The following is a 26,515-nucleotide window of genomic DNA, read 5'->3' as shown; positions in this document are numbered from 1 at the left end:
CAGTTTAGAGGAAGAGTCCAGGGCCTGGACGACTTCCTTCGGGGAATTTGACGCCGACTTTTCCGATCTTGTTCCCGTCCATGACCGCGACGGTCCAGATTGTGTTGTTCCACTCCACCTGGTCGCCGACGATGGGCGCGCCGCCGACCTTTTGGGTGATGAAGCTGCTGAGCGGCATATCCGGGTCGATGCCGTCGAGCTTAAGCCCGTACAGGGCGGAGACCGCGCCCAGCTGGGCGTCGCCTTCGAGCACGAAATCGCCGAAGAAACGCAGGTCGAGGCCGCGCTGCGGCGCCTGGCTGAACAGCTTGCCGAGGGCCGGCAAGTTGTGTTCGTGGCCGATCACGCAGAGTAAATCGTCGACTTCCAGCACCGTACTACCCGACGGATGGAGCAGTTGCTGGCCACGGAACAGTGCGGCGATGCGTGTGCCTTCGGGCATTTTCAGCTCGCGCAGGGCGGCGCCGATGCACCATTTTTCCGCGCCCAGGCGGTAGACGAACAGCTCCCACTCGCTGGTGACGTGCACTTCCAGCGCGGCGCGGGAGATGGGCGCCGGTTCCGGCGGCACGGTGACCTTCAGCAATTTGGCCACCCACGGCAGGCTGGTGCCTTGCACCAGCAGCGACACCAGCACAATAAAGAATGCCAGGTTGAAGTACAGCTGCGCGTGCGGCAGGCCGGCCATCAGCGGGAACACCGCCAGAATGATCGGCACCGCGCCGCGCAAGCCGACCCAGGCGATAAAGGCTTTTTCGCGGCCGTGGAAGGCCTTGAACGGCAGCAGGCCGACCATCACCGACAGCGGCCGCGCAAACAGGATCATCCACAACGCCAGGCCCAGCGCCGGCAGGGCGATGGGCAGCAAGTCATGGGGTGTGACCAGCAGGCCCAGCACCAGGAACATGCCGATCTGTGCCAGCCACGCCATGCCATCGAGCATATGCAAAATGCCATGACGGCTGCGCACCGGGCGGTTGCCGATCACCAGCCCGCACAGGTACACGGCGAGGAAGCCGCTGCCGTGCAGGGCATTGGTCAGGGCGAACACCACCAGGCCACCGGCAATCACCAGGATCGGGTACAGGCCGGTGGCCAGGTTGATGCGGTTGACCATTTGCAGCATCAGCCAGCCGCCGCCCAGGCCGACGATGCCGCCGATGCCGAATTCGCGAATCAGGTGAGCCAGCAAGCTCCAGTGCAGGCCGGTCTGGCCGCTGGCCAGCATGTCGATCAGGGTGACGGTGAGGAATACCGCCATCGGGTCGTTGCTGCCGGATTCGATTTCCAGGCTGGCGGTGACCCGCTCGTTCAGGCCCTTGCCGCCCAGCAGTGAGAACACGGCTGCGGCGTCCGTGGAGCCGACAATCGCGCCGATCAGCAAGCCTTGGATGATATTGAGGTCGAACAGCCAGGCCGCCGCCATGCCGGTGAGGCCGGTGGTGATCAACACCCCCACCGTGGCCAGCGACAACGCCGGCCAGAGTGCCACGCGAAAACTCGCCACCCGTGTGCGCAAACCGCCGTCGAGCAGGATGACGGCCAATGCGAGGTTGCCCACCAGGTACGCGGTTGGGTAGTTATCGAAGATGATGCCGCCGCCATCGACGCCGGCGGCCATGCCCACCGTCAGGATGATCACCAGAATCGGGATCCCTAAGCGCGAGGAAAGAGAACTCACCAGAATGCTCGCACCCACCAGCAACGCGCCGATCAAGAACAGGCTGTTGATGGTCGTTGCATTCAAAGGCAGTACTCCAGAGCGGGGAAGACGGGGCGCAAACTGACCATGCAGTCTGCGTGCCAGCGATTCTAACCTGTTGAATTGCTGTGCTGTCAAAAAGCTTTTGTGGGCGCCGCTGATCAAATGTGGGAGCTGGCTTGCCTGCGATAGCGGTGTATCAGTCACTGGGGTTATTGACTGTTAGATTGCTATCGCAGGCAAGCCAGCTCCCACAAGGGATCACCGGTGTCAGTTAGAGCCTGAAGCGCCCCACCATCCCATTCAGGTCCACCGCCAAGCGCGACAACTCACTGCTCGCCGCACTGGTCTGGCTGGCACCCGTGGCCGACTGCACCGACAAATCACGAATATTCACCAGGTTACGGTCCACTTCCCGCGCCACTTGCGCCTGCTCTTCGGCCGCGCTGGCGATCACCAGGTTGCGTTCGTTGATCTCCACAATCGCAGTGTTGATGGTGTCCAGCGACATTCCCGCGCCTTTGGCGATGTTCAACGTCGACTCCGCACGTTCGGTGCTGTTGCGCATCGAATCCACCGCATGCTCGGTGCCGGCCTGAATGCTGCCGATCATCCGCTCGATCTCGCTGGTCGACTGCTGGGTGCGATGGGCCAGCGCGCGCACTTCATCGGCCACCACGGCAAACCCACGACCGGCTTCACCGGCGCGCGCCGCTTCAATCGCGGCGTTCAGGGCCAGCAGGTTGGTCTGGTCGGCCAGGCCGCGAATCACGTCGAGCACTTTGCCGATATCGCGGGACTCGTTGGCCAGGTCGCCAATCAAGGTGGCGGTGGCTTGCACATCGCCGCTCATGCGCTCGATGGCGCTGACGGTTTCCTGCACCAGATCACGGCCGTCACCGGCAGACGTGGTGGCGTTGCGCGAGGCTTCGGAGGTGCTCACCGCGTTGCGCGCGACTTCTTCAACGGCACTGGTCATCTCGTTGACGGCGGTGGCGGCTTGCTCGATTTCATTGTTCTGCTGGGTCAGGCCACGGGCACTTTCGTCGGTGACGGCATTCAGTTCTTCTGCCGCGGACGCAAGCTGGGTCGCGGAGCCGGCGATGCGTTGCAGGGTGTCGCGCAGCTTGTCCTGCATCTTGGCCATGGCAGCCAGCAGGCGGCCGGCTTCATCGTTGCCATCAACCTTGATCGGGCGGGTGAGGTTGCCTTCGGCGACTTCTTCGGCTGCTTCCAGGGCCTGGGCAATGGGCAGCGTGATGCTGCGGGTCAGCAGCCAGGCGAACAGCAGGGTCAGCGCGGTGGCAATGATCAGCAGGCCCACTACCAGATCAAAGGCCATGTCGTATTGGTCTTTGGCTTCTTGGTTGGTGGCGTTGGCCATTTGGTTGTTGATGTCCAGCAGGCGCGTGAGCACCGCGTTGACTTGCTCGGAATTACTCAGTAATTCGGTGTTGAGCAAGGCGCGCAGCTCATCAATCTGGTTGGCGCGTGACAGGCTCTTCATGCGCTCCTCGATCTGATGGTACTGGCCGAGCAAACGCACGTATTCGTTGTAGGTGGCGCGCTCTTCGCTGCTTTCGATAAGTTTTTCGTAGACGCCTTGGGCGGCACGAATCTGCTGGTTACGCAGTTCGAAGGCTTCCAGGGTCTTTTGCTGCACGTCCGGCTCGCGGTTGGTCAGCAGGCGGTACGACAGCACGCGCAGGCGCAGGGTCAACTGGGTGAATTCGTCGAGGGCGCGAATGCTCGGCACGCTGGACAGAGTGATGTCTTCGGTGGCTGCGCGAATTTTGCTCATCTGGTTCAAGGCGAACACACCGAGAAACAACATCAGCGCGCCAATAAACGCAAAGCCAAGGAAGGCCCTCGGAGCGATATTCATATTACGAAGAGACATGCGGGAGTCCTGGGGAGAAGCGCGATCCGTGCGGCCATGAGACGAGGTGTGCATTGCGTATCGGCCATGCGACTAAAGTCTTAAGGGGGCGCGCGCTTTTGTCGCATCTGACGAGGGGTTGGACGGATTCAGGAACCAGATCGGGTAAATGCAGTCACTAAGGCTCGAAAGTGCGGCCCGGCCCTTAAAAAACGGGCTGCCTGCCGGGGATAACCCTGGCATCCGAGGTGAATTTTCTTTATCGTCACCGCCCTTTGAAAATGCCCGAGAAATCAAAATGTTAGAAGCATCCCTCAGCCAGCTTGAACAGCTGGTCACTGACCTCGTACAACAAAACCAAGACCTGCTCGGCAGCAATGAAGCCCTGAAGGCGGAACTGGCCCGCGCCAAGGATGAAAACGACAGCCTGCAACTGAACCTGATGGAACAGGAAGAAAAACATGGCGCCACCGCCGCGCGTATCCAGGCGCTGGTTGAGCGTGTGAGCGCAGGGCCTGTCGGCGCATGAATGAAGGGATAAAGGTCGTTTCGATTCTCGGAGAGGATTACTCGATCAAGGCGCCGCAAGGGGAGGATCAAACCCTGATGCACGCCGTGACCATGCTCAAGGCCTCCCTGGCCACCACCAAGAAAAAGTACCCGACCCTGATCGGTGACAAATTATTGGTACTGGCTGCGCTGAACCTGTGCGCCGAGCAGATCGACATGCAAAAGCATCACCAGCAGGAACTCGACCGTTACCAAGAGCAAGTCAGCGCCACGGTCGAAGTGATATCCAAGGCGATCGGAACGCCTTAGAACCACGCGTCCTGCATGCCCAGGCACGTGTCATCGCGTGCCTCCAGAATCGCCAGTTCATGATGGCAGCTCGGTACTTCCCAGGTCAGGAAGTACCGGGCGGCCTGGAGCTTGCCTTTATAAAAGGCCACATCGGCCGCATTCCCCTTGGCCAAACCTTCCTCGGCGCGAATCGCCTGCTCCAGCCAGCGCCAGCCAATCACCGTGTGCCCGAACACCTTCAAGTACAGTGCCGAGTTCGCCAGGCTGCTGTTGACCTTGCCGTGGGCGAGATCCGTCAGCAGGCCAATCGTCACGCTTTGCAGGCGGCTGACCAATTGCTCCAGCGGTTCGCGCAGGGCCGTCAGTGAGGCGTATTCCTGAGCCCGAGCGCCGGTTTCGGCGATCAGGCGGACCAGTTGTTTCAAGCCCGCGCCGCCGTTTTGCGCGAGCTTGCGCCCGAGCAAATCCAGGGACTGGATGCCGTGGGTGCCTTCATGGATCGGGTTCAGGCGGTTATCGCGGTAGTACTGCTCCACCGGGTATTCGCGGGTGTAGCCGTGGCCGCCGAGGATCTGGATCGCCAGTTCGTTGGCCTTGAGGCAGAACTCCGATGGCCAGGACTTGACGATGGGCGTGAGCAGGTCGAGCAGTTCGTGGGCATGTTTGCGCTCTGCTTCGGTTTCCAGCGTGGTGGTGTCGTCAAACAACCGAGCCGCGTACAGGCCCAGGTCGAAGGCGCCTTCCACATAGGCTTTCTGGGTCAACAGCATGCGCTTGATATCGGCGTGCTGGATAATCGAAACCGGCGCAGTGCTCGGGTCTTTGCTGTCAGGCAGGCGACCTTGCGGGCGTTCGCGGGCGTATTCCAGTGAATAGAGGTAGCCGGCGTAACCCAGCATCACCGCACCCATGCCCACGCCGATGCGTGCCTCGTTCATCATCTGGAACATGCAACTCAAGCCCTGATGGGGTTTGCCCACCAGATAGCCGACGCAGTTGCCGTTATCGCCGAAGTTAAGTGCTGTGGACGTGGTGCCCCGCCAGCCCATCTTGTGAAACAGCCCGGCCAGCAGCACGTCGTTACGTGCGCCCAGGCTGCCATCCTCGTTGACCAGGAATTTGGGCACGATAAACAGCGAAATGCCCTTCACCCCAGGCGGCGCGTCCGGCAGCTTGGCCAGCACCATGTGCACGATGTTTTCCGACAGCGGGTGGTCGCCGCCGGAGATGAAGATCTTGTTGCCCTTGAGTCGATACGTGCCGTCGGACGCAGGCTCTGCGCGGGTACGAATATCCGACAGCGACGAGCCGGCATGTGGCTCGGTGAGGGCCATGGTGCCGAAGAAGCGGCCTTCGATCATCGGCTGCAGGAATCGCTGTTTTTGCGCCTCGGTGCCGAAGCTTTCGATCAGGTTGGCGGCGCCCATGGTCAGGAACGGGTAGGACGTTGACGCTGCGTTGGCCGACTGAAAGTGCGCGAAACAGGCTTGGGAGAGCAGGGTAGGCAACTGCATGCCACCGGCTTCGAAACTGCGGGCAGCGTTCAGAAAGCCCGCTTCCAGAAAAGCGTCCACGGCGGGTTTGACTTCAGGGATCAGGATCGCCTGGCCATCTTCGTAGCGCGGTTCGTTCTCGTCATTTTTGCGGTTGTGCGGCGCGAAATACTTCTCGGCAATGCTGCGCGCCGTGCTGATGGCGGCGTCGAAGGTTTCACGGTTGTGCTCGGCAAACCGCTCGCGCTGGGTCAGGCCCTCGGCATCGAGGACTTCGTACAGCTCGAAAGCCAGATTGCGGGAACTGAGCAGCGTCTCGGACATGGCGGCTTACCTTTGAAGGGAATGGCCTGAGTCTAAGTGCGCGAATAGAGGCTGGATAGCAAGATTGATTTGCGTGATGGAGGGGCAGAACGCGGGCGAAAGGTTGGATGCGGTCAATGTGGGAGCTGGCTTGCCCGCGATGAGGCCGTGCCAGCTGACATCTAAGTCACTGGCCCACCGCTATCGCAGGCAAGCCAGCTCCCACATGAGTTAACCGATGGTCATCAGGCTCGCGTTACCACCCGCCGCAGCGGTGTTAACGCTCAATGCCCGCTCGATCACCAGGCGCTCCAGCGCAATCGCCGTCTCACCTTGCGACAAGCCGTGCACCCCGACAATCGCGCCACCGCGCTGCGCCACTTGCTGGCACACCGCACGCAGTTGGTCGGAATCACCGTGGTGCACAACGGCGTCGAACACCACCTCATCCTTGGTCCAGTCAGCCACACGCTTGATCTTCGCCTGAACTTCCCTCGGCAGGCGTGGGAACAAGGCTTTGGTCAGGTCAGTTTCCGGCCATACCGCCGAGCCACCAACCGCCAATACCGCCGCCAGTTGCGTCAGCAGGTCGCCTTCCACTTCCGCCAGGCACAACACGTGCTCGCGGGGCAGGATGGCATAGCTGTTGCGCTCGCCGGTCGGGCCGGCCAGTTGGCGGGTGATACCGCTTTGCGACTGTGCGGCAAACTGGCTGCACAGGGCGCTCAGGTCACTGAACGTGTTGCTGTCGGCCCAGGTTTTCAGGGTGGTCAGCGGTTGGCTCATGGCGTCGCGCAGGCGCACGTCCGGTGCAGCCAGCTTGTCGCCGCGCACGAAGGATTGCTCGATGGCATCCGTAGGGCGAGTCGACAGCAGGCGGTACAGGTACAGCGGACCGCCAGCTTTCGGGCCAGTACCCGACAAACCTTCGCCGCCGAACGGCTGCACGCCGACCACGGCACCGACGATGTTGCGGTTCACATAGACGTTACCGGCATGCACATTGTCGATCACCTTGGCGATGGTCTCGTCGATGCGCGTGTGCACGCCCAGGGTCAGGCCGTAGCCGGAGGCATTGATCTGGCCGATCAACTGGTCGATCTCTTTGCGCTTGTAGCGCACCACGTGCAGTACCGGGCCGAAGATCTCGCGTTGCAGTTCGTCGAAGCTTTCCAGCTCGATCAGGGTTGGCATCACGAAGGTGCCGCGCTTGATCTCTTCGCCGTCGGCGATCGCCACCTGGTACACGTTGCGGCCTTTGTCGCGCATGGCCTGGATGTGTTTCTCGATGCCGGCCTTGGCTTCGGCGTCGATCACCGGGCCGATATCCACCGACAGGCGCTCCGGGTTGCCCAGGCGGCATTCAGCCATGGCGCCCTTGAGCATTTCGATCACGCGGTCGGCCGAATCTTCCTGCAGGCACAGTACGCGCAGGGCCGAGCAACGCTGGCCAGCGCTGTCGAAGGCCGAGGAAACGACGTCGATCACCACTTGTTCGGTGAGCGCCGAAGAATCGACGATCATCGCGTTCTGGCCACCGGTTTCGGCGATCAGCGGAATCGGGCGGCCCTGGGCATCCAGGCGACCGGCGACATTGCGTTGCAGCAGGCGCGCCACCTCTGTGGAACCGGTAAACATCACGCCTTTGACGCGATCATCACCGACCAGACGGGCACCGACGGTTTCGCCCTGGCCCGGCAGCAGTTGCAGCACGCCTTCCGGGATACCGGCTTCGAGCAGGATACGCACGGCCTGTGCGGCCACCAGTGGGGTTTGTTCGGCCGGCTTGGCCAGTACCGGGTTACCGGCGGCCAGTGCAGCGGCCACTTGACCGCTGAAGATTGCCAGCGGGAAGTTCCACGGGCTGATGCAGACCACTGGGCCGAGGGGGCGGTGGGCATCGTTGGTGAAATCGTTGCGCGCCTGCACCGCGTAGTAACGCAGGAAGTCCACGGCTTCGCGCACTTCGGCGATGGCATTGGCGAAGGTTTTGCCGGCTTCACGGGCCAGCAGGCCCATCAGCGGCTGGATCTCGCCTTCCATCAAGTCGGCGGCGCGCTCCAGGATCGCGGCACGTTCGGCGGGCGGCGTGGCCTGCCAGATCGGGCCGGCGTTGATCGCGCACTGGATCGCATTGTCGACGTCTTCGACGGTGGCTTCCTGTACATGGCCCACCACATCACGCAGATCGGACGGGTTCAGCACCGGTGCAGCGGCTTCAGTGCTGGAAGCGCAGCCCAGCATCGGCGCGGCTTTCCAATCGTTATGCGCGGTGGCCAGCAGCGCGCAAGACAGCGACGCCAAGCGATGTTCGTTCGCCAGGTCGATACCTGCCGAGTTGGCGCGGTCGCTGCCATACAGGTCACGCGGCAGCGGGATACGCGGGTGCGGCAGGCCGAAGCCGCCTTCCTGCGTGGCCATCTGCTCGATGTTGGCCACTGGGTCGGCCACCAGCTCCTGAATCGAGATGGTGTGGTCGGCAATGCGGTTGACGAATGAGGTGTTGGCGCCGTTTTCCAGCAGGCGACGCACCAGGTACGCCAGCAATGTTTCGTGGGTGCCGACCGGAGCGTACACGCGGCACGGACGGTTCAGCTTGCCCTCGGAAACCTTGCCTACAACCTGCTCATACAGCGGTTCGCCCATGCCGTGCAGGCACTGGAACTCGTACTGGCCGGGGTAATAGTTCTGACCGGCGATATGGTAAATGGCCGACAGCGTGTGGGCGTTGTGCGTGGCGAACTGCGGGTAGATGACTTCCGGCACCGACAGCAGTTTGCGTGCGCAGGCAATGTAGGAAACGTCGGTGTACACCTTGCGGGTGTACACCGGGTAGCCTTCCAGGCCTTCGACCTGGGCGCGCTTGATTTCGCTGTCCCAGTACGCGCCTTTTACCAGGCGGATCATCAGGCGATGGCGGCTGCGGCGCGCCAGGTCGATCACGTAGTCGATCACATACGGGCAACGCTTCTGGTAGGCCTGGATCACAAAGCCGATGCCGTTCCAGCCGGTCAGTTGCGGCTCGAAGCACAGGCGTTCCAGCAGGTCGAGCGACAGCTCCAGGCGGTCGGCCTCTTCGGCGTCGATGTTCAGGCCGATGTCGTATTGCTTGGCCAGCAAGGTCAGCGACAGCAGGCGCGGGTACAACTCGTCCATCACACGCTCGTACTGCGCACGGCTGTAACGCGGGTGCAGTGCCGAGAGTTTGATGGAGATGCCCGGGCCTTCATAAATCCCACGGCCGTGGGAGGCTTTGCCGATGGAGTGAATGGCTTGTTCGTACGAGGCCAGGTACTTCTGGGCGTCGTGTTCGGTCAGCGCGGCTTCACCGAGCATGTCGTAGGAATAGCGGAAACCCTTGGCTTCGAACTTGCTCGCATTGGCCAGGGCTTCGGCGATGGTTTCGCCGGTGACGAACTGCTCGCCCATCAGGCGCATGGCCATGTCGACGCCCTTGCGGATCATCGGCTCGCCGCTCTTGCCGATGATGCGGCTCAGGGACGAGGTCAAGCCCGCTTCGTTATGGGTGGCAACCAGTTTGCCGGTCAGCAGCAAGCCCCAGGTGGCCGCGTTAACGAACAGCGATGGGCTGTTGCCCAAGTGCGGCTGCCAGTTGCCGGTGCTGATCTTGTCGCGGATCAGCGCGTCGCGGGTGCCCTTGTCCGGGATGCGCAGCAGCGCTTCGGCCAGGCACATCAGCGCTACGCCTTCCTGGGACGACAGGGAGAATTCTTGCAGCAAGCCCTGAACAATACCGGCACGGCCGCCAGCGCTCTTCTGATTGCGCAGTTTTTCGGCAATCGAGGCGGCCAGCTTGTTGGTGGCCTCGGCCATTGGCTGCGGCAGACGCGCCTGCTCGATCAGCATCGGCACCACTTCCGGCTCCGGGCGGCGGTAAGCGGCGGTGATCGAGGCGCGCAATACCGATTGCGGCAGAATGCTTTCGGCAAACTCCAGGAAGCACTGGTGGGCGTGGTCAGGTTGCACTTCGCCGGCGTCTTCAGCGTCCTTGCTGCCCGAGCCATTGAGCTCGGGCAGGGTTGCACCACCCTCGAGTTTCTCCAGGTAATTGAAAATCGCCTGCTTGATCAGCCAGTGCGGCGTGCGATCAATGGAGGTCGCGGCTGCCTTGAGGCGTTCGCGGGTCGGGTCGTCGAGTTTGACCCCAAGGGTGGTCGTTGCCATCTTTTTATCCTCATGGGTGCCACTACCGAGTGGCATCTGCTGGCGGCAAGATTAGCTTTGCGCATGCAGAGGTGCAACCGGGTGCAACCCAAATTGTTCAGGAATTTTTCGATCGTGATCGGGAAAAATTCCGGCCCTCGACGGAATACGCTGCGTCTTGGTGCGTTTACTTCTAAAATCGGCTGTTCTTGCTCCGAAAAGGAGCAAAAACCCGGTATTTTCGCGAAAACATATCGAGGTGCAACTTAATCTCAAGAAACTGGTTGCACCTTATTTACTTTGTTGAATAGCATTCGCGCCCAAGGTGCAACCACTCGCAAGGGTCGGTTCATCGGCTGGCGGCTTTCCTGGGGAAACGCCAGTCATAAATGCGCGGCTCGCCGAATCGTCTACCCGTTACCAATGGGTGGCCGTCTGCCAGACCGCTGCTACATAAAAACAAAGCCAGGGCGTCACTCCTATGAGCGTTAGCAATCCAACCCTGATCACATTCGTGATCTACATCGCAGCAATGGTGCTGATCGGCTTCATGGCCTATCGCTCCACCAACAACCTTTCTGATTACATCCTCGGCGGTCGCAGCCTCGGTAGCGTGGTCACGGCCTTGTCGGCCGGTGCCTCGGACATGAGCGGCTGGTTGCTGATGGGCTTGCCGGGCGCGATCTACATGTCCGGCCTGTCGGAAAGCTGGATTGCCATCGGCCTGATCGTCGGTGCCTACCTCAACTGGCTGTTCGTGGCCGGTCGCCTGCGGGTGCAGACCGAGCACAACGGCGACGCCCTGACGCTGCCGGATTACTTCTCCAGCCGTTTCGAAGATAAAAGCGGCCTGCTGCGGATCATCTCTGCGGTAGTGATCCTGGTGTTCTTCACCATCTACTGCGCGTCCGGCATCGTGGCGGGCGCCCGTCTGTTTGAAAGCACCTTCGGCATGTCCTACGAGACCGCGCTGTGGGCCGGTGCTGCGGCGACCATCGCCTACACCTTCGTGGGTGGCTTCCTGGCGGTCAGCTGGACCGACACTGTGCAAGCTACGCTGATGATCTTCGCGCTGATCCTCACGCCAATCATCGTGCTGCTGGCCACCGGTGGCGTCGACACCACGTTCCTGGCGATCGAAGCCAAGAACCCCGACAACTTCAACATGCTCAAAAACACCAGTTTCATCGGCATCATCTCGCTGATGGGCTGGGGCCTGGGTTACTTCGGCCAGCCGCATATCCTCGCGCGTTTCATGGCGGCGGATTCGGTTAAGTCGATCGCCAAGGCGCGTCGCATCTCCATGACCTGGATGATCCTGTGCCTCGCCGGCACCGTGGCGGTGGGCTTCTTCGGTATTGCTTACTTCTCCGCGCACCCGGAAGTGGCCGGTCCTGTCACCGAGAACCACGAGCGTGTGTTTATCGAGCTGGCCAAGCTGCTGTTCAACCCATGGATCGCGGGCGTGCTGCTGTCGGCCATCCTGGCGGCGGTGATGAGCACCCTGAGCTGCCAACTGTTGGTGTGCTCCAGCGCGCTGACCGAAGACTTCTACAAAACCTTCCTGCGCAAAAACGCCTCCCAGGTTGAGCTGGTGTGGGTGGGTCGCGCGATGGTGCTGTTGGTGGCCCTGATCGCCATCGCCATGGCCGCCAACCCGGACAACCGCGTACTGGGCCTGGTGAGCTACGCCTGGGCAGGCTTCGGCGCTGCATTCGGACCTGTGGTGCTGATCTCGGTGATCTGGAAAGGCATGACCCGTAACGGCGCACTGGCCGGTATTCTGGTCGGCGCGATCACCGTGATCGTGTGGAAGCACTTCAATCTGCTGGGCCTGTACGAAATCATCCCGGGCTTTATCTTCGCCAGCCTGGCGATCTATTTCGTGAGCAAGATGGGCGCACCGACTGCGGGTATGGTCGAGCGTTTTGATGCAGCGGAAAAAGACTACAACCTCAACAAGTAACTCGGTGGGCGGTAAGCGCCAATTGCGTTAGAAAAAAGGCCCGCATCCTTAGGATAGCGGGCCTTTTTTTGATCGTTTTGATCGTTCCCATGCTCCGCGTGGGAATGCCACCCCGGACGCTCCGCGTCCCGCTGTCAGTTCAGCCAGCATCCGGCTGATTGAGAAAAATCAGCACGCCCAGGATCGCCATGTAGAACTTGAATGCCGCTTCCTGGCCGTTCCACTGATGGGACTGCCACATCAGAAACCACTCACCGCCGACCACCATAAAGCCAAAAAACCACACCACAAAGCCGAGGGTCAGGCCGGCTGTTGCACCTGCCTTGGCGCGGTTGAATTCGCTCCCGCCTGCATGCCGCGCGCGCCATAGCGATAGCGCGCCCCGCGCCAGCAGTACCGCGGTGAGCGCCTCGCCGAGAATGATCAGCACGTAGGCCGCGTGCCACATCCACGGCGTCGTGATTGCCCGATACATGGCGGCGTTGTTCGGGAAAGTGGTGTCCATGCTCAACACGTGTTGGACGAAGGCGAAGTTGGAGCCGTAGTCCGTGATGTTGTTGAACGCAACCAGGGTGGCGAAGGCGGCGAGGGCCAGGGTCAGGATGATTTTTGCGTAGCGGGTGGCCATGCTTTTTCCAGTGATCCGGTGAGGAGGAGCTATTACGCTAGCACGGCCTTGGCGTGCCTTCGACGCCAGATACATGAAGAATCCGGCACCCAGGGTGTAGGAGCTTACTGATTTGTCCGTGGTGTGCTCTGGTGGGTGAAAAGCTGGTGCAGAATCGCTCGCCCACCCCTTGCGGAGAGACACCGGATGTTTGCTCTTGCCAATCAAAGTGCCTTTAACCTGACCCTTGATGGGCAGCCCAGTGAACTTAAGGTTCGAGGGTTTTCGGGTGATGAATTTATCAGCCTGCCTTTTCGTTTTGACCTTGAGTTGGTGAGCGAACAACCCGACCTGGACCTCGATAGCCTCCTGCACCGTCAGGCGTTCCTGGGGTTTGATGCGCAAGGGCACGGCGTTCATGGCCAGGTGTACCGGGTGGCGCAAGGCGATTCCGGCAAGCGCCTGACCCGTTACCAGATCACCCTGGTGCCGCAGTTGGCTTACCTGGAACACAGCACGCACCAGCGGATCTTTCAGAAAAAAACCGTGCCGCAGATCATTGCGCTGGTACTGGAGGCACAGGGTATCCAGGGTGATGCCTTTGCGTTTCAGCTGAGTGGGCAATACCCCGAGCGTGAGTACTGTGTACAGTTCGGCGAAACCGATCTGGCGTTCATTCAGCGCTTGTGCGTGGAGTCGGGCATTCACTATCACTTCCAGCACAGCCCCGAACGCCATCTGTTGGTGTTTGGCGATGACCAAAGCGTGTTCACCCAGCCAGACCAAGCCACTCCCTACTCGGCCGGTTCCGCCATGGTGGCCGGGGCCCCTGCGATCAAGCACTTCATCCTGCGGTTGGAGACCCGCACCACCGGCGTAAGCGTGCGCGATTATGATTTCAAAAAGCCCGGTCTGGTCCTGGAAAGCGCGGCATCCAGCGGGCAACAGCCTGTGCTGAATGAGCAGTACTACCCTGGGCACTTCACTGATCGAGCCCATGGCAAGTACTTGGCGCAACGGGTGCTTGAGCGTCATCGCAGTGACTTTCGCCAAGCCAGCGGTAGTGGTGACCAGCCGGCCTTGTCCACTGGGCAGTTCCTGAAGATGACCGGGCACCCTCGTCCGGAATGGAATAATTTGTGGTTGGTTACCCGGTTGTACCATTCAGGGCAACAGCCTCAGGTCCTTGAGGAATCTGCGCCTGACACTTATGACGATGGCGTCTCCCCCGGCTACCACAATGAGTTTGTCGTCACACCTTGGGATGTGCCGTTTCGAACGCCGCTGATCATGTCCCGCCCGCAAATATCGGGCTACCAGAACGCAGTGGTCACCGGGCCTGCCGACGCTGAGGTCCATTGCGACGAATACGGTCGCGTCAAAGTGCAGATGGCCTGGGATCGCGACGGCGAACACAACGAGTACTCCAGTTGCTGGCTGCGGGTAGCCAGCGGCTGGGCTCACGACCGTTATGGTGCGGTGCTGATCCCGCGGGTCGGCATGGAGGTGTTGGTGGGCTTCGTCAATGGCGACGTGGATATGCCGCTGGTGATGGGCTGCCTGCCCAACGCGGCGAATCTGTTGCCCCTTGACCTGCCGGCGGAAAAGACCCGCAGCATCTTTCGCAGCCAAAGCACTCCGGGCGGCGGTGGTTACAACGAGCTGCGCATTGAGGATCGCAAAGGCGCCGAGGAGATTTACCTGCGTGCCCAGCGCGACTGGACCCAGCACGTATTGCATGACCAGCAGGTACAGGTCGATAACCAGCGGCAGGTGAAGGTGGGCGGCGAATCCCACCATGAGCTGCTGGGTGAAGAACAGCGCATCACCCATGGCAATCGCCTCGCGGAGCTTAAACAGGATGATCATCTGGTCATCGGTGGTTCGCAGCAGGTGCGGGCCGGGCGGACCATCCAGATCGGCGCCGGGCAAAGCGTGGTCATCGATGCGGGCGCCAGCGTGACAATCCAGGCCGGAGGGCAATCGATCACCCTGTCGGCCGCCGGGATTTTCAGCAGTGTGCCGATTCAGGTTGGCGGTGCGCCCGCTGCCGTGCCGATGCCGTTGATGCCGGGTGTCACCGAAAAGTTGTCAGCGGCTGTTGCTGCACCTCTCAGTGGTGTACAGGTTGCCAGCCTCAAGCGCAGTGCGCCGTTTTGCGAGGAGTGTGAGCGCTGCAAGAACGGCCAGTGTGATATCCCCGGACACTCTCACCCTTAAATGGAATTTATCCCGATGTCTCAGTGCATGGTTCCCAGCGCCTGGCTCGCACAGTGGCCACTACAACCCGAGGAGCGCCTCTACGCAGTGTTGGGCAGCGCCAGCGAAGCCAGGCCGCTTAATGCATGGCAAACCCTGGCACCGAGGAAATTGCCGCATTCGATATGGGCCGGTACGGCTTACGCCGAATGGGTCGACGTCATGCCTTATGTGGGCATTGTTGAGCCGGGCAGTGCCTTCCTGGATTGGGTCGCCAGCGCCGAGGCAACGGACTGGGGTTGGCTCGCGGTCTCGTCCAGCCCACCGGAGACGGTGGCTGCGCACCTGCAAGGCCTGACCAAAGTGTGGTTGCCGGATGAGCAGGCGGTGTTTTTGCGTTTTTGGGATGGCGCTCAGTGGCTGCCCATTCTGCAGAAGCTCGGCGATGAGGCCGGGCGCGTGTTGCCGGTGTTTCAGCGCTACCTGATCAATGGCCAGCCGCTGGCCGTCAGCACCGGCCCGGCCACGGCGGCCAAGGCCAGCCCATGGTGGCAAGTGCCTGCGTCGCTGCTTGCGCACTTGGCAGAGCAATCGCCGCAGGTGCTGATCGGCAACCTGCTGCAATGGCTCGAAGAACAGCGCCCGGACCTCTACACCGCGTTCAGGCCTGCGACCTTGCGGCACAAGGTCGCCTACTTTGCGCGCAGGCCCGACGTCAGCCCTCAAGCGCTGGCGGATTATCTGGCTTCAGAGTTGAGTTGAAGCCAGGGCCTGCTGCAGGTCCTCGATCAGGTCTTCAATCGCCTCGATGCCGACCGACAGGCGAATCATCTCCGGCTTCACGCCGGCCTTGGCCTGTTCCTGCTCGTTCATTTGCCGGTGAGTGGTGGACGCGGGGTGGCAGGCCAGGGATTTGGCATCGCCAATATTCACCAACCGCTTGAAGATTTGCAGCGCATCGTAGAAACGCACGCCCGCGTCATAGCCGCCCTTCAAGCCGAATGACAGGATCGCCGAGGGTTTGCCCTGCATGTATTTCTGCGCCAAGGCGTGGTGCGGGTGGTCCGGCAGCCCGGCGTAGCTGACCCACTCCACCTCGGCGTGGCCTTGCAGGAATTGCGCAACCTTCAGCGCGTTTTCGGTATGGCGCTCCATGCGCAAGGCCAGGGTTTCCAGGCCTTGCAGCAACAGAAATGCATTCATCGGCGCCAGCGCAGCCCCGGTGTTGCGCAACGGCACGGTGCGGGCGCGGGCAATGAAGGCGGCGGGGCCGAACTTTTCCGTGTAGACCACCCCGTGGTAGGCCGGCTCCGGTTGGTTGAGACCGGGGAATTTTTCCGGGTATTGGGTCCAGGGGAAGCTGCCGCTGTCGACGATCACACCGCCCAGGGAGTTGCCATGGCCACCCACATATTTGGTGACCGAGTGCACCACGATGTCGGCGCCGAACTGAATCGGCTTGCACAGGATCGGCGTGGCCACGGTGTTATCCACCATCAGCGGTACGCCGCGCGCATGAGCGACATCGGCCAGGGCTTCAATGTCGATAATATTGCCTGCCGGGTTGCCGATGCTTTCGCAGTAGACCAGCTTGGTGTTGTCGTCGATCAGTTCGGCGATGGCCTGGGCAGAGTCGTCGCGGGCGAAGCGCACGTCGACGCCAAAGCTTGGCAGCAGGTGGGCGAACAAGGTGTAGGTGCCGCCGTAAAGCTGGGGCGTGGTGACGATATTGTCGCCCGCACGGGTGAGGGTCTGGATTGCATAGTGGATTGCCGCGCTACCGGCCGACACGGCCAGGGCGGCGATACCGCCTTCAAGGGCGGCAATGCGCTGCTCCAGCACGTCGTTGGTGGGGTTCATGATGCGTGTGTAGATGTTGCCGGGCACGTCCAGATTGAACAGGTCGGCGCCATGCTGGGCATTATCGAACTCGAAGGCGACGTTCTGGTAGATCGGCACGGCGACGGCCTTGGTGGTCGGGTCCGACTTGAAGCCGTGGTGCAATGCAATGGTGGCGTCTTTCATGATGCGGGTTGACCTCCTTGGATTCCAGGGTTGCCCCCAAGCAATGTGGGGGCTGGCTTGCCTGCGATGCCAGCACCGCGGTGTACGGGTAATACCGCGGTGATGCCATCGCAGGCAAGCCAGCTCCCACAGCAGCCATAGATTGTTTTCGGCAGTGCGCCTGCCTTTGCGACATAAGCACCGCCCGACACGCAGCCCTGCACCTTTGCCGCCGTAGAAGGTAAACTTCGCCCCCTGCGCAGGAGCAACCATGAATTATCGTCACGCCTTTCACGCCGGCAACCACGCCGATGTCTTCAAACACCTGACCTTGACCCGCCTCATCGCCCTGATGTCGCGCAAGGAGCAGCCGTTCGCCTACCTCGACACCCACGCCGGGATTGGCCTGTACGACTTGCAGGGCGACCAGGCCAACCGCACCGGCGAATACCTGGAAGGCATTGCGCGCCTGTGGGGCGAAAGCGACCTGCCGCCACTCACCGCCGACTACATGCGTGTGCTGCACGAGATGAACCCGGACGGCCAACTGCGCTACTACCCAGGCTCGCCGGAGCTGGCGCGCCGCCTCACGCGGCCCCAGGACCGTGTATTGCTCAATGAGAAGCACCCGGAAGACGGCGTGCTGCTCAAGGACAACATGAAAGGCGATCGCCGGGTCAAAGTGCACTTGGGCGAAGGCTGGCATGTGCCACGTGCTTTGCTGCCAGTGCCGGAAAAACGCGCGTTGATGCTGATTGATCCGCCGTTTGAACAGCTTGATGAGATGCAGCGCTGCGCAGCGTCCCTCAAGGAAGCGGTCAGCCGCATGCGCCAGACCGTCGCGGCAATCTGGTACCCGGTGAAGGACCAGCGCATGCTGCGGCGTTTCTATCAGGACCTGGCCGGCACCGGCGCACCGAAGCTGCTGCGTGTGGAATTGCTGGTGCATCCGCTGGACACGCCCAACACCCTGACCGGCTCGGGCCTGGCGATTGCCAACCCGCCGTGGGGGCTGGAGGAGGAACTGCGTGAGCTGCTGCCGTGGCTGTCCAAGAAACTTGGCCAAACCCAGGGTGGGTGGCAGATGGATTGGCTCATCGCTGAGTAATGAGTCGCCTGTCGGAACGCTATCGCGGGCAAGCCCGCTCCCACATTTGGAATGCATTCCAAGGTGGGAGCGGGCTTGCCCGCGATGCTTTTGGCGTCAGATAGGGCAGGTCACGCCGGTACCGCCGATGCCGCAATAGCCTTGCGGATTCTTCGCCAGGTACTGCTGGTGGTACGCCTCGGCGAAATACACCGTCGGGGCTTCTTCGATTTCAGTCGTGATCACACCCAGGCCCGCCTTGTTCAATTCAGCCTGATAGGCGTCGGCGCTGGCCTTGGCCGCTTCCAGATGCTCAGGTTTCACCGCGTAGATCACCGAACGGTATTGGGTGCCGATGTCGTTGCCCTGGCGCATGCCCTGGGTGGGGTTGTGCAACTCCCAGAACATTTTCAGCAGTTCTTCATAGCTGATCTTGTCCTGGTCAAACACAACCAGTACCACCTCGCTGTGGCCGGTCAGGCCCGAGCAGACTTCTTCGTAGGTCGGGTTCGGCGTGTAGCCACCGGCGTAACCGACCACGGTGCTGACCACGCCGTCGCGCTGCCAGAACCGCCGTTCGGCACCCCAGAAGCAACCGAGGCCGAAGATCGCGAACTCTACGTTGTCGACAAAGGGGCCAAGCAGCGGGTTGCCGTTGACGAAGTGGGTTTCGGGCAGGTTCATCGGCGTTTCACGGCCAGGCAAAGCTTGTTCTTGAGTCGGCAGCACGTTTTTGTTCACCAGAATTTCCGAGCGCAAGACCATGATCAGTCCTCTCAGTCAGATTGAGTTATGTATTAAGACAGACAGCCAGTGTGCCCGAGTGTTACAGCGCTGTCAGGCGATTGGCCCGCGCGGATAGCGTTTAAGCTTTTCCAACAGCTCTGCGCCGGGGATCGGCCGGTCGAACAGGTAGCCCTGGCCCACATCGCAGCGATGGCGGCGCAGGAACGCCAGCTGTTCGGCCGTCTCGATGCCCTCGGCCACTACCTTGAGCTTGAGGTTATGGGCCATGGCGATGACCGCCGAGGTGATCTCCATGTCGTCCTGGTTGTCCGGGATTTCGTGGATAAAGCTGCGATCGATCTTGATGATGTCGATGGGGAATTTTTTCAGGTAGCTCAGCGACGAGTAGCCAGTGCCGAAGTCGTCCATGGCCAGGGTCAGGCCGAAGCTCTTGAGCTGGTCGAGTTGAAGGCGCGTGTCTTCGGTGGCTTCGAGCAGCAAACCTTCGGTCAACTCCAGCTCCAGCAGGTTGGCCGGCAGTTGTTCTTCCTTGAGGATGGTGGCGATCGACGCCACCAGGTCCGGGTCGGAGAACTGCTTGGGCGACAGGTTGATCGCCACCTGCAGATTGCCCATGCCGCCTGCGCTCAACTGCTTGCTCATGCGGCAGGCCTGGCGCGCGATCCATTTGCCGATGGGGATGATCAACCCGGTTTCTTCGGCCACGCTGATGAACTGGTCCGGGCGGATCATGCCCTTTTCCGGGTGATTCCAGCGCAGCAGCGCTTCCATGCCCAGCAAGCGGCCGCTGTGCAGGCACAGTTTGGGCTGGTAGAACACGTCCAGCTCGTTTTGGGTCAGGGCGCGGCGCAGGTTGTTTTCCACGAACAGCTTGTAACTGGCCTCGGCGTTCAGGGCCTCGGTGAAGACCTGCACCTGATGTTTGCCGTTGGCCTTGGCCTTGTGCAGGGCCAAACCGGCGTTACGCATCAGGGTCTGCGGGTCGCGGCCGTGCAGCGGTGCACAGGCCAGGCCCACGGAGCCGGTGACGCTGATCAACTGGTTGTCGACAAACATCGGCTTGTCGAGGGTGGTCAGCAATTGGCTGGCCACCTGTTGGCCGGTCTCAAGGTCGGTGTCGTCCAGCAACACCGCAAACTCGTTACTGGCAAAACGCGCCAGGCTGCCACCGGCACTCAGGCTGTTGCGCAGGCGCCGGGCCAGGCTGATCAGCAGTTTGTCACCGGTCTGGTGACCGAGGCTGTCGTTGATGCGCTTGAAGTTGTCGATGTCCACCAGCAGCAGGCTGATCGGGCTGTCGCTGTCGCGGGCGAAGCGTTCATCAAGGTTGCGGATAAACGCCGGGCGGTTGCCCAGGTTGGTCAGGTTATCGGTGTAGGCCAGGCGCTCGATACGCTGCTGCGCGAGCTTGGTCTGGGTGATGTCTTCGTAGATGCCGATGTAGTGGGTCAACTCACGGTTGTCGCCATACACCTTGGAGATCGACAGCTGGCCCCAATAGGGTTCCAGGTTTTTGCGCCGGCTCTTGAATTCACCCTGCCAGCTGTTGCTCTTGGCCAGGCTCGACGGCGCGTCGAACAGCAGTTCGCTGAGGTTTTCCAGGGCCGGCAACTGCGCCAGGCGGTGGCCGTGGACTTCTTCGGCACTGTACTGGGTGATCGCGGTAAAGCTTGGGTTGACGTACTCCACCACGCCGTCGCAATTGACCAGCAGAAAGGCGTTGGCGCTTTGTTCCACCGCGCGCTGGAACAGGTGCAAGGCGCTGGTGGCGGTGCGGCGGTTGTGGTTATTGATCACTTGCGCGAACTGGTCCGCCAGCTCGCCGGCAAAGGCGATCTCATCCGACTGCCAGGCACGCGAGCTGCCACTTTGCTCCAGGCACAACACACCGACGACCTGGCCATCTACGCGGATGCTGGCGTCGAGCATGGCGTGGACGTCCTTGGCGCGCAGGCTCTCGGCCATTTCCCGGGTGCGCGGGTCACGCATCGCGTGGGTGGCGTCGATGGCACGGCTCGAATGCAGGGCTTCCAGGTAATCCGGGAAGTTGCTGGCGTCAATCGCTTCGGGCAAGTGGTGCTGCTGGTCTTCGCGGTGGTAGGCCGAGATCGGCACCAGGCGCTGGCCTTCGAGGTTCCAGATGCTGGCGCAGTCGATCTGGTAGATATCGCAGGCACTGCGGGTGATCAGCTCGGCGGCTTCTTGCAGCGAATTCGGCGTGGTGTAGCGCTGGCGCGCCAGCAGCAGGATCAGCTCCTGTTGGGCGCGTACCCGTTCAAGGTGCTGCAGCTGTTCCTGCTGGGCACGCTGGTTGAGTTCCAGGGCAATCTGCAGGCGGCTGTTCTGGTTTTCCAGGTCGGCGGTCGGGGCGGCGGTGGGGATTTCGCTGAACAGGCCGTCGACCACCATCAGGTAGCCGCGCAACAGGTGGCGATTGTGTTGTTTATACGCCTCGCCCATCTCCAGCAGGCTCAATGGCCCATCGTTGGTGTGCAGGGTGTAGCGCACCAGGTAATGCGGGCTATGGGCCAACTGCTGCTGGATGGTGTCGTGCAGTTGATAGCGCGCCTGGGGTTCCATCAGGCTGGCGTAAGGGGTGCCGATCAAGGCGCACAGTTCCACCGCCGGCAGGCCGAATTGGCGCTCGCAATTGGGGTCCAGGTACAGCAGCGCCCAGCTTGCCTCATTAAGCCGCTCGAAACGCAGCATACCGAGGCGCGAAGGCACCGGTAATTGCGTCACTACCTCGGCCGCCATACGGGCGACATCGGGTTGGCTTTTCATGGGGGAAACTCGCTTGGGAAGATGCGCACGGCGCCGGGCTCACGCCCTCTTTACTGTCACCTGCGGCAAGGTTGCATCATGCAGCACGCACTGACAAGAGAGGATGAAGGCTAAGTGCTATAACCCTGTTATCGGCCGCGTGGGGGATTTCTGCAATCGGGGTGATGGAAGGTGTACAAACCTGTTTTGCGTGTTCAACAGACACCCAAAAAAAGCCCCGCCAAGTGGCGGGGTTGAGGTACGAGCGTGGCGCTCGGAAATCGGTAGTGCCAGGCCTCCCCGGTGACAGGGAGGCCCGTTTGTGGCTTATAGCAAGATGGTGCGGATGTCGTTGAGCAGTTGGCTCAGACGCTGCGTGAAGCGGGCAGCAGCAGCGCCGTTGATCACACGGTGATCGTAGGACAACGACAGCGGCAGCATCAGCTTCGGCTGGAACGCTTTACCGTCCCACACAGGCTGGATAGTGGCCTTGGACACACCCAGGATCGCCACTTCCGGCGCGTTGACGATTGGCGTGAAGCCAGTACCGCCAATGTGACCGAGGCTGGAGATCGTGAAGCAAGCGCCTTGCATGTCATCGGCGGTGAGCTTCTTGTCGCGGGCCTTGGCAGCCAGCGCAGCAGCTTCAGCGGCGAGTTGCAGCAGGCTCTTCTGATCAACGTTCTTGATCACAGGAACCAGCAGGCCGTCCGGGGTATCCACCGCGAAACCTACGTTCACGTACTTCTTGCGAATGATCGCCTTGCCGCTTGGTGCCAGCGAACTGTTGAAGTCCGGCAGCTCCTTGAGCAGGTGCGCGCACGCCTTGAGCAACAGTGGCAGCACGGTCAGTTTCACACCGGCTTTTTCGGCCACGGCTTTCTGCGCAACGCGGAACGCTTCCAGGTCGGTGATATCGGCCTGGTCGAACTGAGTCACGTGCGGGATGTTCAGCCAGCTGCGGTGCAGGCTCGACGCGCCGATTTGCATCAGGCGGGTCATCGGCACTTCTTCGGTTTCGCCGAAGCGGCTGAAGTCCACGACCGGGATCGGTGGAATGCCCGAGCCGCCCGTAGCAGCGCCGGCAGCCGGAGCTTCCTTGGCTTTCTGCATCATGGCTTTGACGTACACCTGCACGTCTTCTTTGAGCACACGACCGTGCGGGCCGGTGGCCGACACAGCGTTGAGCTCAACGCCGAACTCACGGGCCAGCTGACGCACGGCAGGGCCGGCGTGAACCTTGGCACCGCTTGGCGCAGGTGCAGGCGCAGCCGCCGGAGCCGGTGCGGCCTCGGCTTTTGCAGCAGGTGCAGGAGCGGCAGCCGCCGGAGCAGCTTCAGCCTTGGCAGACGGAGCAGCAGCCGGTGCTGGCGCAGCTGCAGCAGGTGCAGCGCCTTGTACTTTGAGCTTGAGGATGAAGTCGCCAGTGCCGACTTCGTCTTCCAGCTTGACCGCGATGCTTTCCACCACGCCGGCAGCCGGCGATGGGATTTCCATGGAGGCCTTGTCGGACTCCAGGGTGATCAGCGACTGGTCGGCTTCGACGGTGTCGCCGACCTTGACCAGCAGCTCGATGATCTTGGCCTTGCCCGACGAGCCGATGTCCGGAACATGAATGTCCTGAACAGTGGCAGCGGCCGGAGCAGCAGCCGGGGCCGCAGGGGCCTCGGCAGCAGCAGGTTTTTCAGCGGCAGGTGCGGGTGCAGCAGCGGCAGCCGGGGCTGGCGCAGGGGCCGCATCAGCGGCACCTTCGATTTCCAGTTCCAGCAGTTCGTCGCCTTCTTTCAGGCGGTCGCCCAGCTTCACTTTCAGGCTCTTGACCACGCCGGCCTTGGGAGCAGGGATTTCCATGCTCGCCTTGTCCGACTCCAGGGTCAGGATGCTCTGGTCGGCTTCGACGGTGTCGCCGACCTTCACAAACAGCTCGATTACTTCACCTTCACCGCTGCCGATGTCAGGTACGCGAATGAGTTCGCTCACAAAAAATCTCCTCAGCAGTCCAGTGGGTTGCGTTTTTCCGGGTTGATCCCGAACTTGACGATAGCGTCAGCCACCACCTTAGGTTCGATCTCACCACGGTCAGCCAAGGCTTCCAGGGCTGCCAACACCACGAAGTGACGGTCAACTTCGAAGAAGTGACGCAGCTTTTTGCGGCTGTCACTGCGGCCGAAACCGTCGGTGCCCAGGACTTTGAATTCCTTGGACGGGACCCACTGGCGAATCTGTTCAGCAAACAGCTTCATGTAGTCGGTAGAGGCAATGACTGGACCTTTACGGCCGGCCAGGCACTCTTCGACGTAGCTCTTGGCTGGTTTCTGACCTGGGTGCAGGCGGTTGTTGCGCTCGACTGCCAGGCCGTCGCGACGCAGTTCGTTGAAGCTGGTAACGCTCCACACGTCAGCGCCGACGTTGAACTCTTCACGCAGGATCTTCGCCGCTTCACGCACTTCACGCAGGATGGTGCCGGAGCCCATCAGCTGCACGTGGTGCGCCGCTTCCTTGGTGTCTTCTTCGAGCAGGTACATGCCCTTGATGATGCCTTCCTCAACACCAGCCGGCATGGCAGGTTGCTGGTAGGACTCGTTCATCACAGTGATGTAGTAGAAAACGTCCTGCTGCTCTTCGGTCATCTTCTTCATGCCGTCCTGGATGATCACCGCCAGCTCATAGCCGTAGGTTGGATCAAAGGTGCGGCAGTTCGGGATGGTGGCAGCCAGGATGTGGCTGTGACCGTCTTCGTGTTGCAGGCCTTCGCCGTTCAGCGTGGTCCGGCCGGCGGTGCCGCCGATCAGGAAGCCACGGGTACGGCTGTCGCCTGCTGCCCACGCCAGGTCGCCGATACGCTGGAAGCCGAACATCGAGTAGAAGATGTAGAACGGCAGCATCGGCTGGTTGTGGCTGGAGTACGAAGTACCGGCAGCGATGAAGGAGCTCATGGCGCCCGCTTCGTTGATGCCTTCTTCGAGGATCTGGCCCTTCTTGTCTTCCTTGTAGAACATCACCTGGTCTTTATCGACTGGCTCGTAGAGCTGGCCGACGGAGGAGTAGATGCCCAACTGACGGAACATGCCTTCCATACCGAAGGTACGGGCTTCGTCCGGGATGATCGGGACGATACGCGAACCGATTTCCTTGTCCTTGACCAGCTGCGCCAGGATGCGCACGAAAGCCATGGTGGTGGAGATTTCACGGTCGCCCGAGCCGTCCAGGATAGCCTTGAGGGTATCGAGTGGCGGAGTCGGGATGTCGAAAGACTTGGCGCGGCGCTGTGGCACGAAACCGCCCAGTGCAGTGCGACGCTCGCTGAGGTAGCGGGCTTCGGCGCTGTTTGGCTCCGGCTTGAAGAACGGCAGGTTTTCCAGCTCTTCATCCTTGACCGGGATGTCGAAGCGATCGCGGAACAGCTTCAGGCTTTCAACATCAACTTTCTTGGTGTTGTGCGCAGTGTTCTTCGCTTCGCCGGCACCGGTGCCATAACCTTTGATGGTCTTGGCCAGGATGACGGTAGGTTGTTCTTTGTGGTTGACCGCTTCGTGGTACGCCGCGTAGACCTTGTACGGGTCGTGGCCGCCACGGTTGAGTTTCCAGATCTCGTCGTCGGACAGGTCTGCAACCATTGCCTTGAGTTCAGGCGTGTTGAAGAAGTGTTCACGTACGAACGCGCCGTCTTTGGCTTTGTAGTTCTGGTACTCGCCGTCGATGACTTCGTCCATGCGACGTTGCAGGATACCGTCGACGTCCTTGGCCAGCAGTGGGTCCCAGAAACGGCCCCAGATGACTTTGGTCACGTTCCACTGAGCACCGCGGAACACGCCTTCGAGTTCCTGGATGATCTTGCCGTTGCCGCGAACCGGGCCGTCGAGGCGCTGCAGGTTGCAGTTGATGACGAAGATCAGGTTGTCGAGCTTCTCGCGGCCAGCCAGGGAGATAGCGCCCAGGGATTCCGGCTCGTCACACTCGCCGTCGCCCAGGAAGCACCAGACTTTCTGCTTGCCTTCAGGGATGAAACCACGGGCTTCCAGGTACTTCATGAAGCGTGCCTGGTAGATCGCCTGGATCGGGCCAAGGCCCATGGATACTGTCGGGAACTGCCAGAAATCAGGCATCAGCCAAGGGTGCGGGTACGACGACAGGCCGTTACCGTCCACTTCCTGGCGGAAGTTGTTCATGTGTTCTTCGGTGATGCGGCCTTCCATGAACGCACGGGCATAGACGCCTGGCGACGTGTGGCCCTGGAAGTAGATCAGGTCGCCGCCGTGTTCGTCGGTCGGGGCCTGGAAGAAGTAGTTGAAGCCGATGTCATAGAGGGTTGCGCTGGAAGCGAAGCTGGAGATGTGACCGCCCAGGTCAGAATCTTTCAAGTTCGTGCGCATTACCATCGCCATGGCGTTCCAACGTACCAGCGAGCGAATGCGGCGTTCCATGAACAGGTCGCCAGGCATGCGTGCTTCGTGGGTAACGGGGATGGTGTTGCGGTATGGCGTGGTGATGGCGTAAGGCAATTGCGAGCCGCTGCGGGTCGCGAGTTCGCCCATACGGGTCATCAAATAATGAGCACGGTCTTCGCCTTCTTTGTCGAGAACCGATTCCAGGGCGTCCAGCCATTCCTGGGTTTCGATGGGATCGAGGTCTTGCATGGCTTGCTCCAGGGCGGAAAGGCTACCAGAATCGGTTGCCTGAAGTTTGCGACTGGCCTTGTGGGCAGACGACATAAATTCTTGGATGGCCGAAGGTTGCTTCGGCGTCCTGTAGTTTTACTACAAATCGTCGGCCATTTCAGCCTTTCGAATGTATATACGA

Annotated in this window: 15 protein-coding genes and 2 pseudogenes; 6 read left to right on the top strand and 11 right to left on the bottom strand. The window is 61.2% G+C overall.

The features are described from left to right. Positions 1–4 precede the first annotated feature (4 nt). From ACQY47_RS12420 to ACQY47_RS12410, 3 genes and pseudogenes are all read right to left on the bottom strand, one after another. Positions 5–1,747 carry a potassium/proton antiporter gene (locus tag ACQY47_RS12420; protein WP_428557176.1) on the bottom strand — a complete coding sequence of 581 codons (1,743 nt, stop codon included), beginning with the start codon at positions 1,745–1,747 and terminating at the stop codon, positions 5–7. Positions 1,748–1,976: 229 nt separating this feature from the next. Beyond that, positions 1,977–2,576, bottom strand: a pseudogene (locus ACQY47_RS12415) (methyl-accepting chemotaxis protein); the annotation flags it as partial. A 303-nt stretch (positions 2,577–2,879) separates the two neighbouring features. Continuing rightward, positions 2,880–3,536 (bottom strand): annotated as a pseudogene (locus tag ACQY47_RS12410) (MCP four helix bundle domain-containing protein); the annotation flags it as partial. A gap of 343 nt (positions 3,537–3,879) precedes the next feature. Here ACQY47_RS12410 and ACQY47_RS12405 point away from each other — a divergent pair. Then, on the top strand, positions 3,880–4,110 hold the full coding sequence (locus ACQY47_RS12405; protein ID WP_017138532.1) for a hypothetical protein: 231 nt from the start codon (positions 3,880–3,882) through the stop codon (positions 4,108–4,110). Beyond that, positions 4,107–4,400, top strand: a complete 294-nt coding sequence (locus tag ACQY47_RS12400) for a cell division protein ZapA (protein WP_017138531.1) — start codon at positions 4,107–4,109, stop codon at positions 4,398–4,400. Before ACQY47_RS12405 ends, ACQY47_RS12400 begins: the two co-directional genes overlap by 4 nt. On the opposite strand, the gene ACQY47_RS12395 is transcribed toward ACQY47_RS12400, so the two are convergent. Together ACQY47_RS12395 and putA are read right to left on the bottom strand one after the other, a co-directional pair. Then, positions 4,397–6,199, bottom strand: coding sequence for an acyl-CoA dehydrogenase (locus ACQY47_RS12395; protein ID WP_099548068.1), 1,803 nt, complete (start codon positions 6,197–6,199; stop codon positions 4,397–4,399). The two genes, ACQY47_RS12400 and ACQY47_RS12395, sit on opposite strands and share 4 nt — an antisense overlap. A 210-nt stretch (positions 6,200–6,409) precedes the next feature. Continuing rightward, positions 6,410–10,363, bottom strand: a complete 3,954-nt coding sequence (gene putA / locus ACQY47_RS12390; RefSeq protein ID WP_428557175.1) for a trifunctional transcriptional regulator/proline dehydrogenase/L-glutamate gamma-semialdehyde dehydrogenase — start codon at positions 10,361–10,363, stop codon at positions 6,410–6,412. A 460-nt stretch (positions 10,364–10,823) separates the two neighbouring features. Here putA and putP point away from each other — a divergent pair, with 460 nt between their 5' ends. Further along, on the top strand, positions 10,824–12,308 hold the full coding sequence (gene putP / locus ACQY47_RS12385) for a sodium/proline symporter PutP (protein WP_017138528.1): 1,485 nt from the start codon (positions 10,824–10,826) through the stop codon (positions 12,306–12,308). Between the two features lie 139 nt (positions 12,309–12,447). Here the strand turns inward: putP and ACQY47_RS12380 are convergent, their stop codons facing one another. After that, the gene (locus ACQY47_RS12380; RefSeq protein WP_099548069.1) at positions 12,448–12,936 is read right to left on the bottom strand and encodes a DUF2165 family protein; all 489 of its coding nucleotides are present in this window, start codon (positions 12,934–12,936) and stop codon (positions 12,448–12,450) included. 186 nt (positions 12,937–13,122) lie between these two features. On the opposite strand from ACQY47_RS12380, the gene ACQY47_RS12375 reads away from it, so the two are divergent. Together ACQY47_RS12375 and ACQY47_RS12370 are read left to right on the top strand one after the other, a co-directional pair. Beyond that, positions 13,123–15,135, top strand: coding sequence for a type VI secretion system tip protein VgrG (locus ACQY47_RS12375; RefSeq protein WP_428557174.1), 2,013 nt, complete (start codon positions 13,123–13,125; stop codon positions 15,133–15,135). A 15-nt stretch (positions 15,136–15,150) separates the two neighbouring features. Further along, positions 15,151–15,876: a DUF4123 domain-containing protein gene (locus tag ACQY47_RS12370; protein ID WP_428557173.1), complete on the top strand. Its 726-nt coding sequence runs from the start codon at positions 15,151–15,153 to the stop codon at positions 15,874–15,876. Here the strand turns inward: ACQY47_RS12370 and ACQY47_RS12365 are convergent. After that, positions 15,862–17,139: an O-acetylhomoserine aminocarboxypropyltransferase/cysteine synthase family protein gene (locus ACQY47_RS12365; protein ID WP_176991743.1), complete on the bottom strand. Its 1,278-nt coding sequence runs from the start codon at positions 17,137–17,139 to the stop codon at positions 15,862–15,864. The genes ACQY47_RS12370 and ACQY47_RS12365 overlap by 15 nt on opposite strands. A gap of 250 nt (positions 17,140–17,389) precedes the next feature. On the opposite strand from ACQY47_RS12365, the gene ACQY47_RS12360 reads away from it, so the two are divergent. Next, a complete protein-coding gene (locus ACQY47_RS12360) occupies positions 17,390–18,226 on the top strand; it encodes a 23S rRNA (adenine(2030)-N(6))-methyltransferase RlmJ (protein ID WP_017138523.1) in 837 nt (278 codons plus the stop codon). 96 nt (positions 18,227–18,322) lie between these two features. On the opposite strand, the gene msrA is transcribed toward ACQY47_RS12360, so the two are convergent. The 4 genes from msrA to aceE all read right to left on the bottom strand — a co-directional run bounded on the left by msrA (position 18,323) and on the right by aceE (position 26,352). Then, positions 18,323–18,970 carry a peptide-methionine (S)-S-oxide reductase MsrA gene (gene msrA / locus ACQY47_RS12355; protein ID WP_138453027.1) on the bottom strand — a complete coding sequence of 216 codons (648 nt, stop codon included), beginning with the start codon at positions 18,968–18,970 and terminating at the stop codon, positions 18,323–18,325. 72 nt (positions 18,971–19,042) lie between these two features. After that, a complete protein-coding gene (locus tag ACQY47_RS12350) occupies positions 19,043–21,736 on the bottom strand; it encodes a putative bifunctional diguanylate cyclase/phosphodiesterase (protein WP_428557172.1) in 2,694 nt (897 codons plus the stop codon). Positions 21,737–22,042: 306 nt separating this feature from the next. Then, positions 22,043–23,695: a dihydrolipoyllysine-residue acetyltransferase gene (gene aceF, locus ACQY47_RS12345; RefSeq protein ID WP_428557171.1), complete on the bottom strand. Its 1,653-nt coding sequence runs from the start codon at positions 23,693–23,695 to the stop codon at positions 22,043–22,045. 11 nt (positions 23,696–23,706) lie between these two features. Then, complete coding sequence (gene aceE, locus ACQY47_RS12340; protein WP_428557170.1) at positions 23,707–26,352, bottom strand: pyruvate dehydrogenase (acetyl-transferring), homodimeric type; 2,646 nt, start codon at positions 26,350–26,352, stop codon at positions 23,707–23,709. Between the last annotated feature and the right edge of the window lie 163 nt (positions 26,353–26,515).

Source organism: Pseudomonas edaphica (genome assembly GCF_965277385.1).
GTDB classification, from domain to species: Bacteria; Pseudomonadota; Gammaproteobacteria; order Pseudomonadales; family Pseudomonadaceae; genus Aquipseudomonas; species Aquipseudomonas edaphica.
The sequence above is the reverse complement of the archived record's forward strand: the minus strand, read 5'-3'. Positions and strand labels throughout refer to the sequence as shown.